This is a genomic window from Paracidovorax sp. MALMAid1276 (assembly GCF_049198005.1).
Classification (GTDB): Bacteria; Pseudomonadota; Gammaproteobacteria; order Burkholderiales; family Burkholderiaceae_C; genus Acidovorax.
This window is the reverse complement of sequence record NZ_JBMIRS010000093.1, coordinates 17390-32628: the sequence shown is the minus strand read 5'-3', so window position 1 is coordinate 32628 and position 15239 is coordinate 17390. Positions and strand designations below refer to the sequence as shown.

At 63.5% G+C, this 15239-nt stretch carries 13 protein-coding genes and 1 tRNA gene; 6 read left to right on the top strand and 8 right to left on the bottom strand.

From position 1 onward, the window contains the following. The first annotated feature begins 413 nt into the window (after positions 1-413). A complete protein-coding gene (gene ltrA / locus ACOQFS_RS06005) occupies positions 414-1799 on the top strand; it encodes a group II intron reverse transcriptase/maturase (RefSeq protein ID WP_103739138.1) in 1386 nt (461 codons plus the stop codon). Between the two features lie 181 nt (positions 1800-1980). Here ltrA and ACOQFS_RS06000 read toward each other — a convergent pair whose 3' ends face one another. Further along, positions 1981-2220 carry a hypothetical protein gene (locus ACOQFS_RS06000; protein WP_421561988.1) on the bottom strand — a complete coding sequence of 80 codons (240 nt, stop codon included), beginning with the start codon at positions 2218-2220 and terminating at the stop codon, positions 1981-1983. 342 nt (positions 2221-2562) lie between these two features. On the opposite strand from ACOQFS_RS06000, the gene ACOQFS_RS05995 reads away from it, so the two are divergent. The 4 genes from ACOQFS_RS05995 to ACOQFS_RS05980 all read left to right on the top strand — a co-directional run bounded on the left by ACOQFS_RS05995 (position 2563) and on the right by ACOQFS_RS05980 (position 5691). Then, complete coding sequence (locus ACOQFS_RS05995) at positions 2563-3090, top strand: hypothetical protein (protein WP_421561987.1); 528 nt, start codon at positions 2563-2565, stop codon at positions 3088-3090. Continuing rightward, a complete protein-coding gene (locus ACOQFS_RS05990; protein WP_421561986.1) occupies positions 3087-3302 on the top strand; it encodes a hypothetical protein in 216 nt (71 codons plus the stop codon). Before ACOQFS_RS05995 ends, ACOQFS_RS05990 begins: the two co-directional genes overlap by 4 nt. Positions 3303-3517: 215 nt before the next feature. After that, complete coding sequence (locus ACOQFS_RS05985) at positions 3518-4684, top strand: replication initiation factor domain-containing protein (protein WP_421561985.1); 1167 nt, start codon at positions 3518-3520, stop codon at positions 4682-4684. Beyond that, positions 4681-5691: a tyrosine-type recombinase/integrase gene (locus ACOQFS_RS05980; RefSeq protein WP_421561984.1), complete on the top strand. Its 1011-nt coding sequence runs from the start codon at positions 4681-4683 to the stop codon at positions 5689-5691. Before ACOQFS_RS05985 ends, ACOQFS_RS05980 begins: the two co-directional genes overlap by 4 nt. Before the next feature lie 54 nt (positions 5692-5745). Here the strand turns inward: ACOQFS_RS05980 and ACOQFS_RS05975 are convergent. The 6 genes from ACOQFS_RS05975 to ACOQFS_RS05950 form a co-directional block, all read right to left on the bottom strand. Next, positions 5746-5821, bottom strand: a tRNA-Thr gene (locus tag ACOQFS_RS05975). Between the two features lie 11 nt (positions 5822-5832). Next, positions 5833-6840 carry a class 1 fructose-bisphosphatase gene (locus ACOQFS_RS05970; protein WP_421561983.1) on the bottom strand — a complete coding sequence of 336 codons (1008 nt, stop codon included), beginning with the start codon at positions 6838-6840 and terminating at the stop codon, positions 5833-5835. Between the two features lie 21 nt (positions 6841-6861). Then, on the bottom strand, positions 6862-9630 hold the full coding sequence (gene pepN, locus ACOQFS_RS05965) for an aminopeptidase N (RefSeq protein ID WP_421561982.1): 2769 nt from the start codon (positions 9628-9630) through the stop codon (positions 6862-6864). Further along, a complete protein-coding gene (locus tag ACOQFS_RS05960) occupies positions 9611-10294 on the bottom strand; it encodes an HAD family hydrolase (protein ID WP_421561981.1) in 684 nt (227 codons plus the stop codon). Before ACOQFS_RS05960 ends, pepN begins: the two co-directional genes overlap by 20 nt. A 3-nt stretch (positions 10295-10297) precedes the next feature. Continuing rightward, a protein-coding gene (gene prfB, locus ACOQFS_RS05955) for a peptide chain release factor 2 (RefSeq protein ID WP_421561980.1) occupies positions 10298-11402 on the bottom strand; the annotation gives its coding sequence in 2 pieces (ribosomal slippage) (positions 10298-11320 and positions 11322-11402; 1104 coding nt in all). Positions 11403-11624: 222 nt separating this feature from the next. Continuing rightward, the gene (locus tag ACOQFS_RS05950; RefSeq protein ID WP_421561979.1) at positions 11625-12533 is read right to left on the bottom strand and encodes an alpha/beta fold hydrolase; all 909 of its coding nucleotides are present in this window, start codon (positions 12531-12533) and stop codon (positions 11625-11627) included. A gap of 154 nt (positions 12534-12687) precedes the next feature. On the opposite strand from ACOQFS_RS05950, the gene ACOQFS_RS05945 reads away from it, so the two are divergent. Continuing rightward, positions 12688-13752, top strand: coding sequence for an aldo/keto reductase (locus tag ACOQFS_RS05945; protein WP_421561978.1), 1065 nt, complete (start codon positions 12688-12690; stop codon positions 13750-13752). A 67-nt stretch (positions 13753-13819) separates the two neighbouring features. Here the strand turns inward: ACOQFS_RS05945 and ACOQFS_RS05940 are convergent, their stop codons facing one another. Continuing rightward, entirely contained in the window at positions 13820-15235 is a 1416-nt protein-coding gene (locus ACOQFS_RS05940) for a M20 family metallopeptidase (protein ID WP_421561977.1), read from the bottom strand. Positions 15236-15239 lie beyond the last annotated feature (4 nt).

The window sequence follows — 15239 nt, the reverse complement described above, 5'->3', positions numbered from 1 at the left end:
TCTTTGCGTGCGCCCAGCATGGGCGCACTCCTACGGGTGCAAGTCCCGTCGTAAGTTGGTCACAACGAACGAAGCGAAGCGCAACTGCATGAGGGCGACCGAATGTGGGGAGGAAGCGTGGAGCGTAAATCGCGAGCCGATGAACAAGAACCGCATAGAAGGCGCTGCCAAGCAGGGCAAGTGGGCGCAAAACCACGAAGCTCTCGTGACCAAGGCGAGGTGGCGTAGATGCGGCGGTTGTGCGATGAAGGAGTGCGACTCTTACCTGGGGAGATCTCGCCTTGTGCCTGAAAGGGCGACAGCGCTGCTGGAGCGAGAAGTCAGCAGAGGCCGTAGTAGCTGGAGCTGGGGCTGATGAGGCCACAAGGTGAATGCGAAGGGCCGAACGAGAGCAAGTGACCGAGGATACGAGGATGCCAAAGGCCGTGCGTCAGATGCCGGAGCCATCCGGGCGGGTGGGTGCAGCGCACGGTGAAGCCGTGCGCGAGCCAGCCAGCGACGAAGCCAGAGGCCCGCCCCGTGAACACCAGGACACAGGGTCGGCAAAGCCGAAGGCGGGCACAGGTGGCCTGCTGGAAGCGGCGCTGACGAGAGAGAATCTGCAAGCAGCGTGGAGACGGGTCAAAACCAACAAGGGAGCGGCAGGCGTGGATGGGCTGGACATCCAGCAAACCGGGCAACTGCTGCGAACGAGTTGGCCGCAAATCCGTGCTCAATTGCTTGCGGGCCAGTACCGGCCAAACCCGGTACGCAAGGTGATGATCCCCAAGTCCGATGGGAGCCAACGCGAGTTGGGCATTCCGACGGTGCTCGATAGACTCATCCAGCAAGCACTGCTGCAAGTGCTGCAACCGCTGATCGATCCCACCTTTAGCGAACACAGCTACGGATTCAGACCGGGCAGACGAGCGCACGACGCGGTGAAAGCCGCTCGGGGCTTCGTCCAATCGGGCAAGCGCGTGGTGGTGGACGTTGACCTATCGAAATTCTTCGACCGGGTGAACCACGACATACTGATGGAGCGGCTGCAAAGGCGCATCCCGGACAAAGCCGTATTGCGGCTCATCCGGGCGTACCTGAATGCCGGGATCATGGATGGCGGGGTAGTGATCGAACGGGGCCAGGGCACACCGCAAGGCGGGCCGCTGAGCCCGCTGCTGGCCAACGTGCTGCTCGACGAAGTGGACAAGGCGTTGGAGGCGCGAGGCTACAGCTTTGCGCGCTACGCCGACGACTGTAACGTCTACGTGGGCAGCAAGAAAGCAGGCCAGCGAGTCATGGCATGGCTCAGAAAGCTGTACGGCAAGTTGAAGCTTCAGATCAATGAGGCCAAAAGCGCCGTAGGCAGCGTCTTCGGGCGCAAATTCCTGGGCTATGGCCTGTGGGTAGCAAAGGGGCGGGAAGTGAAATGCAAGGTGGCCTTGAAGGCGCTGAACGACTTCAAGGCCCGCATCCGGCAGCTCACGCGCCGTTCGCTCGGGCGCAGCATGAGCCAAGTGGTCGATAAGCTCAGGGCCTACCTGCTGGGCTGGAAGGCGTACTTCGGGCTGGCGCAAACGCCCCGAGTCTGGCGCGAGCTGGACGAATGGCTGCGCCACCGGTTGCGCGCTCTACAGCTCAAGCACTGGAAGCGCGGGGCAGCGATCTATCGCGAACTGCGCTCGCTGGGGGCCACGCATGACGTTGCGCGGCAGGTGTCGGTCAATGGCCGACGCTGGTGGCGCAACAGCGCCAAGCTGCTCAACAGCGTGCTGACCATCGCGCACTTCGATCGGCTGGGGCTGCCCAGACTCTCATGACCTCAAACTCTCGAACCGCCCGGTGCGGATCCGCATGCCGGGTGGTGTGGGAGGGGCGCAGTCTACAATGACTGTCCCCTATCCCGATTGCGAGGGTGAATGCAGCTCAAGGTACCGCTTGCCTTCGCCACGACCATGGCGCGCGACGCGCCCGGTTCAGTGGTTGGCTGGATCTGCCATGTCAGGTGCTGAGAATGTTGGCGTTCCCCTGCGTGCCAGAGGTATCACGTGTGGACGCCTGTTCGTGTGAGCCGAAACCCATGGCCCTCAATTCTTCTTCGGTCACCTGCACCTCCACCATTTCAGGCTGACGGGCCTCGATGGCTCGGCGCCGTTCAAACACCGTTGGTGGGCCCTGTTCCCGTTGGCGGCGGTCTTTCCCACTGCGACGATCGACGGGTGTTCTGCGCTCTGTGTTCATGGTGTTGAAGTAGCCTGGTGCTTGTGGTGGTGGCGCCCGTGAAGACTGTCCGTCCGCATGTCTGCCGGAATGCTGTGCTGAGTCTGCCCGATAGTTGCAACGTCGCCAAGAAACAAGAGACGCGAAGGCTCCTCGCAATGGTTGCCATTGAACTTGTGCGTGCTCGATGGCAAGCAAAAAAGCCCCTGACTCTTGCGAATCAGGGGCTTTTCATTTGGTGCCGGAGAGATGAATCGAACACCCGACCTTCTCATTACGAAGGCCAAACGGGACGATTTTTAGGCTCCGTCCATAGGGGGCTGTGGCTCTGACCGTGGTTTATTGACTACGTAGGAGTTACGCATGAATCCAATGAATTTTCCGGCTTGCCCATCCTGTGGCAAGGCGCTGCAATCCGCAGACGTTTTCGATCAGCGGGCCGGATTTCCGCATGCAGATTGCGTTTGTGGATACCGAACGAAGCCCGCCAAAGAGGCCCAATCGCATGCACCCAGCATACAAAGTCTTTCGGCAAACTCAGCGAATCGCGACTTTGTTGCGGGCCAAGCGCTTTGGTCGGAGGCTCAAGCGAAGGTGTCTAAATTTGATCTTGCAGAGTCTGCGGAAATGCTCTCTGAAAGCGCCGCCTTGCTGTTGCGTATTGCCATGACAGATGCCTCGGATGAAGCGCGGATTGTGCAGGGCTGGCTGTGGAATATGGGCTTGGCTGGAGGCCTCGCAAAGCTGGCTGTGCGCGCTGTTGATGACTGGCAAGCAGGGGAGGGGCCACGTAGTGGAGGGGGCGCAGCCACCTCGGGGGCTGGAGCGCAGCGTAAGGAGGGGGTGCAACCCCCTGGAGACTTGGCCGCGGTCGTGGGAGCACGTGCGTGAAGTCGCGCTACCTGCCTAAAGACCTCAAAGCGCGCTTGCTGGATGAAGGCTTGCGCATTGCGGCCGAACGCGGACTGATGCACATCATTGGCGAAGATTTGCGCGTGCTGGTGCGCTTTGACGATGTGACGGGGAAGATCCATTACTCGTTCCGGTCCCCTGATGACATATCGCTAGACGATCCTTCGGAGAATTGGGTTCAGTTGCGCTAAGTGAGATGTTCGCGGTAGCATCCAGGGGCAACTAACGCTGGCGCTCGGATTTTTCACACGAAACACGCGCTATGTACCGGACGTAGAAGACGCGGCCCATTCGCTCGGGCCTCCTACGACAGATAACCGGCATACCCTACCAACGATGCTGTTGCGAATCCTTCAATCGGGTTCGCTGCTGCATTGCTGTGGCGAACTCATACACGGAGTTCGTTATGGGTTTTTCTGAATCATTGGGTGGTGCTGCTGGTTTGCCCTGCTCGGCGGCTTCGGCCCGAGCACCGCAGGCGCGCAGGGCTGAAGCCGCCGAGCCGTCTTTTGATCCCCGTGTAGTAACCACGGGGAGAAAGAAGCCTTCGATACCGGCGTTTGCTGGTTCAACCCGGGACCCTGAAACAGGGGAACCGGTTGAGGTGTTTTCGCGTCCTCATGGCGTCGAAGTCTTGCGGCATCTGGAGATTGTGCAGCCCGTGCGCGAGGGCGTTGCCCTGGTTGATGCCTTTGCTTTTTCCATCGTGCCACCCGATGAAAAATCCTATGACTGGGTGATGCGCGAAATGTCGCAGTTCCTCGAAATCACCGACCTGCAGCACCGTCGCGGCCTCTTTGGTTTTCGCTTCTCGGCACGCTTTGGCGATGGCGCGGGAATCGTCGCTTGGGGCGGTGAAAGCCAGCGGGGCAGGGTGTATTTCAGCCTGATGGGTAAGGGCTGCTCAATGGTCACGCGATGGGCTGATTTGGCCTTGTGGCTGGAGCGACACCGGGCCACCATCAAGCGGGCTGATTTGGCCTATGACGACTTTGCGGGCAGGCTCGTATCCATCGCATGGGCCATCGAACAGTACCGGGTTGGAGGGTTCAACGCAGGTGGGCGAAAGCCTATCCATACGTGCTATGGCGATTGGCTAGAGGGTGAGTCTTCAACTAAGGGGCGAACCCTCGGAATCGGCAACCGTGCCAGCGGCAAATACGCCCGCATCTACGAAAAGGGCAAGCAGCTTGGCGACGCTTCCAGCCCCTGGACGCGCATGGAAGTCGAATGGCGTGCAGAAGATCGTTTTATTCCCTATGACATCCTTACTCGTCCTGGCCACTATCTTGCTGGCGCTTACCCTTGCCTGTCGTTCCTGAGCGAAGAGCAGTCAGTTATCAGAACGGTGACGAACGCCGCGCAAATCGCATTTGATGCTGCGGTCGAGAATGCCAAGCAGCATTGCGGAAAGCTGGTCAACCTCATGATGCAAGTGATGCAAGGCGACTATGCGGCGGTCGTTGACAAGCTCTTGCGCCCTGGCATTCCTGCACGCATTGATCCCTACAGCTACCACGTGAAGAACGATCCGGCCATGCTGGATTGGGAGTTGAGAGGGGGTGCCGCATGACCCTCTACAAACGCAAGGATTCCGGCTTTTGGTGGGTCAAGCTGCCCGCGATCAAAGGCGAGCTGAAGCCGTTCTACCAAAGCACGGGGACAGCCAACAAGCGGCAAGCGCAGAAGCTGCACGACAAGCTTAAAACGGAACGCTGGGAGCAGGATCAATTGGGGGTCAAGCCTCGCAAAACCTGGGACGAAGCCGCCGAACGCTTCCTGTCCGAGACAACGCACAAGCGCACGCAGGCCTGGGACAAGTCCATGCTGCGCTGGTTCCACCCGTATCTAGGGGGGAAAGCCCTGGACGAGATCAACCGGGCGTTGCTGGATGAGGTGAAGGCCAAGCGTTCCAAGGGCGTGGCACCTGCGACGGTGAACCGCTACATGGCCCTGGTGCGAGCCATCTTGCGCAAGGCCTGTAACGACTGGGAATGGCTCGATCGTGTCCCCAAGGTGGGGATGCTGCGTGACAAGGGCGGGCGCATCCGTGCACTGACGAAAGAGGAGTTTGCGCGGCTGTTGGAACAGTTGCCCGAGCACCTGCGGGATATGGCTGTTTTTTCGGTGGCGACAGGCTTGCGACAAAGCAACGTGACGAAGTTGCAGTGGCGCCAGATCAGCTTGGAGCGGCGGCACCTATGGGTTGCGGCCGAAGACCACAAGAACGGCAAGGCGCATGCGGTGCCGCTGAATGAGGCCGCTATGCAGGTGCTGCAAAAGCGCCAGGGCGATCACCTGACGCATGTTTTCACCTACGAAGGCAATCCAATCGTGCAGGTCAACACCAAGGCATGGCGGGCAGCGCTCAAGCGTGCGGGGATCGAAGATTTCCGGTGGCATGACCTGCGGCACACCTTCGCCACATGGCACCGGCAGGCCGGAACGCCAACCCATGAACTTCAGCGTCTGGGTGGTTGGAAGACACTGGAAATGGTGGAGCGCTATGCGCACGTGGCGCCGGAGGGCTTGCAGATCGCAGCCTCTCGCCTTGATAATTTGTTTGCGGTTACGAAATAGCTACAGCGCACCAAAGGAAAAAGCCGCTGTTCCCTGGGAAACAGCGGCTTTTATTGGTGCCGGAGAGATGAATCGAACACCCGACCTTCTCATTACGAATGAGCTGCTCTACCGACTGAGCTACACCGGCTTAGCCTCGCATTATAGCGCGGAATGGTAGCTGGTTACGCGTTCGACTTCATTTTTCGAACCCAGGATAACGCTCACGCGTTCGTGCAACTGGGTGGGCTGGATGTCGAGGATGCGCTGCTTGCCGTTGGTGGCGGCTCCGCCGGCCTGTTCTACCAGCCAGCCCATGGGGTTGGCTTCGTACATCAGGCGCAGTTTGCCGGGCTTGTGGGGTTCGCGCTTGTCCCAGGGGTACATGAAGATGCCGCCACGCGTGAGGATGCGGTGCACGTCGGCCACCATGCTGGCAATCCAGCGCATGTTGAAGTCCTTGCCGCGCGGGCCTTCCTGGCCTTGCAGGCATTCGTCGATGTAGCGCTTCACGGGCTCGTCCCAGTGCCGCATGTTGCTCATGTTGATCGCGAATTCCTTGGTGTCCTCGGGGATGCGCACGTTCTCTTCGGTCAGCACGAAGGAGCCTTGCTCGCGGTCGAGGGTAAACATGGCCACGCCATCACCCACGGTGAGCACCAGCGTGGTTTGCGGGCCATAGATGCAATAGCCCGCAGCCACCTGCGCCGTGCCGGGCTGCAAAAAGTCGCCAGCCTCCACGCCGCGGTCGTCGTCGGGCTTCTTGAGCACGCTGAAGATGGTGCCGATGCTCACGTTCACGTCGATGTTGCTGGAGCCATCCAGGGGATCAAACAGCAGCAGGTATTCGCCTTGCGGGTAGCGGTTGGGCACCAGGTAGATGCCGTCCATTTCTTCGGATGCCATGGCCGCCAGATGACCGCCCCATTCGTTGGCTTCGATGAGCACCTCGTTGGCGATGATGTCCAGCTTTTTCTGGATCTCGCCCTGCACGTTTTCGCTGCCGGCTGCGCCCAGCACGCCGCCCAGCGCGCCTTTGTTCACCGCGTGGCTGATGCTTTTGCAGGCGCGCGCCACCACTTCAAGCAGCAGGCGCAATTGCGAGGGGATGAGGCCGTCCACCCGTTGCTGTTCAACGAGGTAGCGGGTCAAGCTGATGCGCTTCGTCATGGGTTGTCTCTTTCTTCAAAATCAGTCGGCCAGCGCGCGGGTAACCACCTCGCGCACGTCGTTGGACAGGGTCGAGCGGGCGGCGACCCGGGCAATCGCTTCGCGGGCGGAGGTGCGCCAGGGCTCGGCCAGCTTTTTCCAGCGGTCGAGCGCGCGCGCCAGGCGGGCCGCCACCTGGGGATTGATGGCGTCGAGTTCGATCACGCGGTCGCTCCAGAACACGTAGCCGGCTGCGTCGGTGCGGTGGAATGCCCCGGGGTTGGCGCTGCAATAGCTGAAGATCACGCTGCGCGCGCGGTTGGGGTTCTTGAGGCTGAAGTCCGGGTGCGACATAAGCTGGCGCACGGCGGGCAGCACGTTGCCGCCGCGGTCTGGTGCACCGGCCTGCAGTGCAAACCACTTGTCGATGACCAGGGGCTCGTCCTTGAACAGTGCGTGAAAGCGAGCGAGGGCGGGCGCAGCCAGGTCGCTGCCGCTGGCGACCAGCGCGGTGAGCGCATTGAAGCGGTCGGTCATGTTGCCTGCGACCTTGAATCGCTGGTACGCCTTGCCGGGCCAGACGGCATCGCCGGTTCGCTGGGCCGCAATGCACAGCATGTGCAGCGCCAGGCCGCTGAGCGCACGGCGCCCCGAGGAGACGGGGTCGGGGCTGTAGCCGCCGGTGTCCTGGTTCTGGGCCCAGGTCGCCTCCCAGTCGGACTGCAGCTGGATGGCCATCTGTTCGCGCATGGCTTCGCGCACGGCGTGGATGCGCTGGGGGTCCACCACGTCCATCTGCTCGGCGATGTAGGTTTCAGACGGCAGCGTGAGCACCAGCTCCTTGAAGGCTGCATCGAGTTGCGGGCTCTGCAGCACGGCCCGCATGGCATCCACAAACTCCGGGGGCAGAATTTGATGGTCAAATCTGCCGTTACCGCTTGTCTGTAAAGAGTTGTTTGCTATTGCATTGGTAGCAAACCGCAGGGCCAGGCGCTGGCCGGCTTCCCACCGGTTGAAGGCGTCGGCATCGTGGGCCAGCAGGGTCAGCAGTTGCGCGTCGGTGTAGTCGATGTCCAGCACCACGGGGGCGCTGAAACCGCGCAGCAGTGATGGCACCGGCTCGGCATCCAGATGGGTGAAAGTCAGCGTCTGGGATGCCTCGGTGAGCACGACCACGCGCGAGGTGGGGGCGCTGGCGTCGTCCGAGCCTTCGCCGGACACATTCAGCGGCAGGGCAGCGCCAGTGCGTGCGTCGATCAAGCCCAGCTCTACCGGAATGACGAAGGGCAGCTTCTCGCCCTGACCGGGCGTGGGGGCGCAGCTCTGCGACAGCGTGAGCGCATAGCACCGGGTCGCGGCGTCGTATCGACCGGTGGCGCGCACGCGTGGCGTGCCCGCCTGGCTGTACCAGCGCTTGAATTGCGCGAGATGCTGCGTGAGCGGGCTGGCCGGGTTGGCATCGGCAATGGCCTGCACGAAATCGTCGCAGGTCACGGCCTGGCCGTCGTGGCGTTCGAAGTACAGCTTCATGCCCTTGGCAAAACCGTCGCGGCCCACCAGGTTGTGCTGCATGCGCACCACCTCCGCACCCTTTTCGTAGATGGTGACGGTGTAGAAGTTGTTGATCTCGACATAGCTGTCGGGCCGCACCGGGTGGGCCATGGGGCCCGCGTCTTCGGGGAACTGGGCGGTGCGCAGCACCCGCACGTCCTCGATGCGCTTGACGGCACGGGCCGACGGGCTGCCCGCCAGGTCCTGGCTGAACTCCTGATCGCGAAAGACCGTGAGGCCTTCCTTCAGGCTCAGCTGGAACCAGTCGCGGCAGGTCACGCGGTTGCCGGTCCAGTTGTGAAAGTACTCGTGGCCGACCACGCTTTCGATGTTGGCGAAGTCGGTGTCGGTGGCCGTGGCTTCACTGGCCAGAACGTACTTCGTGTTGAAGATGTTCAGGCCCTTGTTCTCCATCGCGCCCATATTGAAGTCGCTGGTGGCGACGATCATGAAGCGCTCCAGGTCCAGCGGCAGGCCGAAGCGCGCCTCGTCCCAGGCCACGCTGTACATCAGCGAGTTCATCGCGTGTTCGGTCTTGCCCAGGTCGCCGGGTCGCACGTAGACCTGCAGCAGGTGGTCGCTGCCCGAGCGGCTCTTGATGCGTTGCTCGCGTGCCACCAGCTTGCCTGCCACCAGGGCGAACAGGTAGCAGGGTTTCTTGTGCGGGTCCACCCACTTGGCGAAATGCCGGGCGCCATTGGGGCCGTCTTCCAGGTCGCCACTGTCCACCAGATTGCCGTTGCTGAGCAGCACCGGGTACTGGGCCTTGTCGGCGCGCAGCGTGACGGTGTAGCTGGCCATCACGTCAGGGCGGTCCAGGAAGTAGGTGATGCGGCGGAAGCCCTCGGCCTCGCACTGCGTGAAGAACGTGCCCTGGCTCACGTACAGGCCCATGAGCTGCGTGTTCTTGGCCGGGCAGCAGGTGGTGAAGATCTCCAGCGCAAAGGGGTCATTGCCTTCGGGCAGGTTCTCCAGCACCAGGCGGGCGCCTTCCATCTTGAACGAGGTGCCCTGGCCATTGACCAGCACGCGCGCCAGGTTCAGCTCGTCGCCATCGAGCTTGAGTGGCTGCGCGGCCACGTCAGGGTTGCGGCGCAGCAGCATGCGGTTGAGCACGCGGGTCTTGTTGGGGTCCAGGTCAAAGGTGAGTTCGACGCTGTCGATCCAGTAGGCGGGTGCGGTGTAGTCCTCGCGGCGGATGGCGATGGTCTGGCCTGCGCCGTCCGCACTTCCGTCTGCACTATGCAGTTGCTGCAACATGGATGCTCTCCAGAAAGTCGGTGTTCATGAGTTCGGTGTAGTCGCGCACGGCGGCCAGCACATGGGGCCCGGCCAGTTGCTCGGGTGTGTGGGTGCTGCAGATGGCCACGGCGCGCATGCCGGCGCGGCGCGCGGCTTCGATGCCGAAAGGGGCGTCTTCAAAGACGATGCAGTGTGCCGGGTCGGCCCCGATGCGGCGTGCGGCTTCCAAAAAGATGGCGGGCTGCGGCTTGCCGGGCAGGCCCTCGTCGCCGCGCACGATGGCCAGCGGCGCCGGCGTGAGCTTGAGGTGGCCCAGGGCGAACTCCACATTGCCGATGTCGCCCGCCGTGCCCACCGCCACCTTCAGCCCACGTGCGTGCACCTGCTCTGCAAACTGCCGAAAACCTGCCACCTCGGCAAAGCGTGGCGCGAACAGTTCGCGGTAGATGGTTTCCTTCTCGTGCGTCAGCGCGTCGGCCTCGTCCTGCGACACGGCGCGACCCAGAAGCTCCACGATGCACTCGGTGCCGTTCTTGCCCGTGGTGCGGGCCATCAGGTCGGGCACGTCGATGTCCATGCCCCGGCGGCGCGCAAACTCGACCCATGCCTGGGCGTGCCAGGGCATGGAGTGGATCATGGTGCCATCCATGTCGAAGATGATGGCCTCGGTGCGCACGGTCATCGCTTACACGCCCTGCTTGAGCGATGCTTCGATGAACGCGTCCAGGTCGCCATCCAAAACCTTCTGCGTGGCCGAGATTTCGACGTTGGTGCGCAGGTCCTTGATGCGGCTGTTGTCCAGCACGTACGAACGGATCTGGTGGCCCCAGCCCACGTCGGTCTTGGTGTCCTCCAGCTTCTGCTGCTCTTCCATGCGCTTGCGCATTTCAAAGTCGTACAGGCGGCTGCGCAGGCGCTGCCAGGCCACGTCGCGGTTGCTGTGCTGGCTGCGGCCGTCCTGGCACTGCACCACGATGCCCGTGGGAATGTGCGTCAGGCGCACGGCCGAGTCGGTTTTGTTGATGTGCTGGCCGCCCGCGCCGGATGCGCGGTAGGTGTCGGTGCGCACGTCGGCGGGGTTGATGTTGATCTCGATGGAGTCATCGATCTCGGGGTAGACGAACAGCGAGGCGAACGAGGTGTGGCGCCCGCCCGAGCTGTCGAACGGGCTCTTGCGCACCAGGCGGTGCACACCGGTCTCGGTGCGCAGCAGGCCGTAGGCATACTCGCCCTCGATCTTGATGGTTGCGCTCTTGATGCCGGCAACGTCCCCCGCCGTTTCTTCTTCGACCGTGGCCTTGAAGCCCTTGCGCTCGGCGTATTTGAGGTATTGGCGCAGCAGCATGCTGGCCCAGTCGCAGGCTTCGGTGCCGCCGGCACCGGCCTGGATGTCGACAAAGCAGTTCAGCGGATCGGCCTCGTTGCTGAACATGCGGCGGAACTCCAGCTCTTCGATCAGCGGGCGCAGCTTGGCGGCCTCGGCCTCGATGGTCATGAGGCCGGGCTCGTCGCCTTCCTCCTTGCTCATCTCGTACAGCTCGGTGTTGTCGGCCAGCTCGCGCGTGAGCTTGTCGAGCGTGACGACCACGCTGGAGAGCGACTTCTGTTCCTTGCCCAGCTCCTGGGCCTTCTTGGGATCGTTCCAGACCGCCGGGTCTTCCAGCGATGCGTTTACCGTGCGCAGGCGTTCGAACTTGGCATCGAAGTCAAAGATACCTCCGTAACTCAGCGGTGCGCTGAGCCAGGTCTTCGAGGGTGGTGCCGATGAGGTTGATGCGTTCTGCGTCCATGATTCTTGTCCTGCGTGTTCTGTGGAATAACCCGCGATTTTCTCATGGGACGGGAAACCGCCCGGACAAAGCCCTGCGATGCGCTCTGCGGCGCGACAGGCCCGGCACGTCGTTCTTCCCTTCGTAAAGGGATGCTTCAAAAGTGATAGCTGTCAGCGCTTATCCATAAAGCGCTGCGGCCATTTTTTGCTAACTAGTTGCTGCAAGCTTCACGCTGCAGCTTCACGCTTCATCCAGGAAGGTCTCGATCAACTGGGCCACCCGCGCCGGCTGGTCGTGGTGCAGCATGTGGGCCGCGTCTTGCACCACCGCCGTGCGGCAATGGGCGACATGGGTGAGGCGCTGGTGGTATTCGTCCAGCGTGTAACGGTCCTTCCACCATTGGCCCAGGCTGTCGTCGCTGGCCTCGACAGAAAGCACGGGCGCGGTGATGCGCTTGTACAGCTCCAGCGCTTCGTCCAGGCGGTAGAGCTGGGCGCTGGTGATCTTGTGCGCCGGGTCGCCCAGGATTTCCCACCGGCCTTGCGCATTCGGGCGTGCCCAGTGGCCCGCCAGCCATTGGGCCTTGTCTTCCGACAGGCGCGGGTTGGTTTTCATCAACCTGCGGGCCACGCCGTCTTGGCTGTCATAGTGCTTGAGTTCCAGCCCGCCCGCGTGCAGCTGCTTGATCTCGTCGATCCACTGCGCATACCGGCGCGGGGCCTGTGCGGGGCGCGTGGCGGGCAGGCCAAAGCCCTCCAGGTTCACCAGGCGGCGGATGCGTTCCGGGCGCACTCCCGCATACATCATCGCCACATTGCCGCCCATGCTGTGGCCGACCAGGTCGATGGCTTCGCCAGGCGCGTAGTGGTCCAGCAGCAGGTCCAGGTCCGCAAGGTAGTCGGCAAACACATAGTGGTCCACGGGCGCGCCGGTGGTCAGGCCAAAGCCGCGCCAGTCGGGCGCGATGATGCGGCGCTCTTGCGCCAGTGCGTCCACGGTGAACTGGTAGGAGGCGCCCACGTCCATCCAGCCGTGCAGCAGGACGAGGGTGGGCAGGGGGCTGCTGTCGGGCCCCCAGTGGCGGGTGTGGTAGTTCAGGTGCCGCATGGGCAGCATGCGGCTGCGCGAAGGTTTGAGGGCTTGGTACATAGCCTGCGAATGGTAAGTCGCAGGCGCGCGCAGGCCCGCGCACCGCTGTCGCCGAAGAGTCCGGTGCCCGGCAGGTTTGGGCATTCGCTTGTACCATCGCCAGCCGCGGCCTCCGCAGGCCTTGTCAACCCCGATCATCTGGAGCCTTCACCGCATGAACAACACCGTCCGCCTCGGCCAGAGCGACCTGCACGTCACCCCCATCTGCCTGGGCACCATGACTTTCGGCGAGCAGGTCAACGAAGCCGACTCGCACGCCATCCTTGACCGCTCCCTGGCGCGGGGCGTGAACTTCATCGACACGGCCGAGATGTATTCGGTGCCCGCCCGGGCCGAGACTTTCGGCGCCACCGAGACCATCATCGGCAACTGGTTTGCCAAAAACCCCGGCGCGCGCAGCAAGCTGGTGGTGGCCACCAAGGTGGCAGGCCCCTCGCGCGGCATGCCCTGGGTGCGCGAGGGCAAGGGCATGACGGCGGCCGACATCGTGGCATCTTGCGAGGGCAGCCTGCGCCGCCTGCAGACCGATGTGATCGACCTCTACCAGATCCACTGGCCCGAGCGCCATGTGCCCGCGTTCGGCAACCTGTACTACGACCCCGCCAAGGAAACCTCGCAGACCCCGATCCGCGAGCAGCTCGACGCGCTGGCCGGCCTGGTGAAGGCGGGCAAGGTGCGGTACATCGGCCTGTCCAACGAGACACCTTATGGCGTTCACGAATTTGTGCGCCTGGCCGAGCAGCATGGCCTGCCACGCGTGGCCACGGTGCAGAACCCCTATTGCCTCGTCAACCGCACCTGGGAAAACGGCCTGGACGAAACCTGCCACCGCCTGGGCGTGTCGCTGCTGGCCTACTCGCCTTTGGGCTTTGGTCTGCTGACGGGCAAGTACGACCAGCATGCGCCGACCGACCCGGGCGCCCCGCAAGAGGCCCGCATCGCGCGCTACGAGTCGGTGCGCAAGCAGCGCTGGGGCCGCCCCGAAGCACTGGCCGCTGCGCGCCGCTACAACCAGCTGGCCCGCGACAACGGCATGACGCCCACGCAGATGGCCCTGGCCTTCTGCTACACCAAGTGGCAGGTCGCCAGCACCATCATCGGCGTGACGTCGATGGCACAGCTAAATGAGGATTTGAACGCCTGGGGCACCACGCTGTCACCCGAAGTGCTGCAGGCGATCGACGCGATCCGCTGGGAGCTGCGCGACCCGGCTTTGTGATCGGCCAGGGCAAGCACACAAAAGGGGCCGCAAGGCCCCTTTTTTCATTGCGCTCAGCCCTGCGAATTCAAGCCGCTGCGGCCACCCGACCCTCCCGCCACGGCACGCCGTGCGGCTCGCCCAGGTCCCAGAACAGCCCCGCCATCACCGCCAGCCCTTCGCGCGCCACGGGGGCCAGCAGGTGTTCGTTGGGCGCATGCTGGGCGCAGGCGGGGTACGAGTGCGGCACCCACAGCGTGGGCAGACCCAGCTGGTCGGCAAAGATGTCGTTGGGCAGCGAGCCTGCCAGGTTGGGCAGCAAGGTGGCGGCCTGGCCAGCGCTGGCGTGCAGCGAGGCCAAGGTCCAGTCCACCCAGGGGTTGTGCAGATCGAGCCGCGTGGCGCCGCACTGCATGCCCATGGTGATGTCCACCTGGCTGAACCCATGGGCGTCCAGGTGCTCGCGCAGCGTGGCCTGCACGTTCTGCCAGTCCGTGCCCACCACAAACCGCAGCTGGCAGTGGGCGATGGCCTGCGCGGGGATGGCATTGATCGGCCGCTGCGCATTGCCCGCGCCCAGCGCCAGCACCTCCAGCGTGTTCCAGCCCACCAGCTGCTCAGCGGGGCTGAGGCCCGGCTCGCCCCAGCCGGGGGTGAGCGCCGGGTCGTCGGCACCATTGCCGATCACCACGTCCTTCAGCGCGGTGCGCAGCTTGTCGGGCACGGCCGGCGGCAGCAGGCCCTTGACGAGGATGCGGCCCTTCGCGTCCACCAGCGTGGCCAGCGCGTGCGTGAGCACGGTGGCCGGGTTGGCCAGCACGCCCCCCCAGTTGCCGGAGTGGTAGGCCTTGTCGCGGCTGCGCACACTGAGCGCAAAGTTGATCGCGCCGCGCGAGCCCAGGAAGAGGGTGGGGTGGCCCGCGTTCACGCGGGGGCCATCGCTGGCCACGAACAGATCGGCCTTGAGCGCCTCGCAGTGCTCTTCGCAAAAGGCGCCCAGGCCGGGCGAGCCTGCTTCCTCACCCATCTCCATGAGCAGCGTCACGTTGTAGCCCAGGCGGCCGCCCCGGGCGTCGATGGCGTGGGCCAGCGCGGCCAGGCTCACCGTGTGCTGGCCCTTGTTGTCGGCCGTGCCGCGCCCGTACCAGCGCTCGCCCTCGATGGTCAGTTCCCACGGCGACAGACCTTCGCGCCACTGGCTGTCTTGCCCGTTGACCACGTCGCCATGGCCGTAGGTCAGCACGGTGGGCAGGGTGGGATCTTCCACCCGCCGCGCCACTAAAAAGGGGCCGCCTTGGGGCGAGGGGTTGTCGAGCACCTGGCATTCAAAACCCAGCGGGGTGAGCCGGGGCACCATCTCGTCGGTGAGGTAGCTGCGCAGTTCGGGCGGCACCTTGCCGGTGTCGCTTTCGGTGCGCCAGGCCACACGGCGGCGCAGGTCGGCGGCAAATTGGCCGCCGTCGAAGTAGCGGTGCACGTTGTCGATCAGATGTTGTCGGGTCATGGTG

Excerpts from the sequence above, each read along its gene's own strand:
- ltrA (WP_103739138.1), top strand. The coding sequence starts at position 414 with ATGCCAAAGGCCGTGCGTCAGATGCCGGAGCCATCCGGGCGGGTGGGT.
- ACOQFS_RS06000 (WP_421561988.1), bottom strand. The coding sequence starts at position 2,220 with ATGAACACAGAGCGCAGAACACCCGTCGATCGTCGCAGTGGGAAAGAC.
- ACOQFS_RS05995 (WP_421561987.1), top strand. The coding sequence starts at position 2,563 with ATGAATCCAATGAATTTTCCGGCTTGCCCATCCTGTGGCAAGGCGCTG.
- ACOQFS_RS05985 (WP_421561985.1), top strand. The coding sequence starts at position 3,518 with ATGGGTTTTTCTGAATCATTGGGTGGTGCTGCTGGTTTGCCCTGCTCG.
- ACOQFS_RS05980 (WP_421561984.1), top strand. The coding sequence starts at position 4,681 with ATGACCCTCTACAAACGCAAGGATTCCGGCTTTTGGTGGGTCAAGCTG.
- ACOQFS_RS05970 (WP_421561983.1), bottom strand. The coding sequence starts at position 6,840 with ATGACGAAGCGCATCAGCTTGACCCGCTACCTCGTTGAACAGCAACGG.
- pepN (WP_421561982.1), bottom strand. The coding sequence starts at position 9,630 with ATGTTGCAGCAACTGCATAGTGCAGACGGAAGTGCGGACGGCGCAGGC.
- ACOQFS_RS05960 (WP_421561981.1), bottom strand. The coding sequence starts at position 10,294 with ATGACCGTGCGCACCGAGGCCATCATCTTCGACATGGATGGCACCATG.
- ACOQFS_RS05950 (WP_421561979.1), bottom strand. The coding sequence starts at position 12,533 with ATGTACCAAGCCCTCAAACCTTCGCGCAGCCGCATGCTGCCCATGCGG.
- ACOQFS_RS05945 (WP_421561978.1), top strand. The coding sequence starts at position 12,688 with ATGAACAACACCGTCCGCCTCGGCCAGAGCGACCTGCACGTCACCCCC.
- ACOQFS_RS05940 (WP_421561977.1), bottom strand. The coding sequence starts at position 15,235 with ATGACCCGACAACATCTGATCGACAACGTGCACCGCTACTTCGACGGC.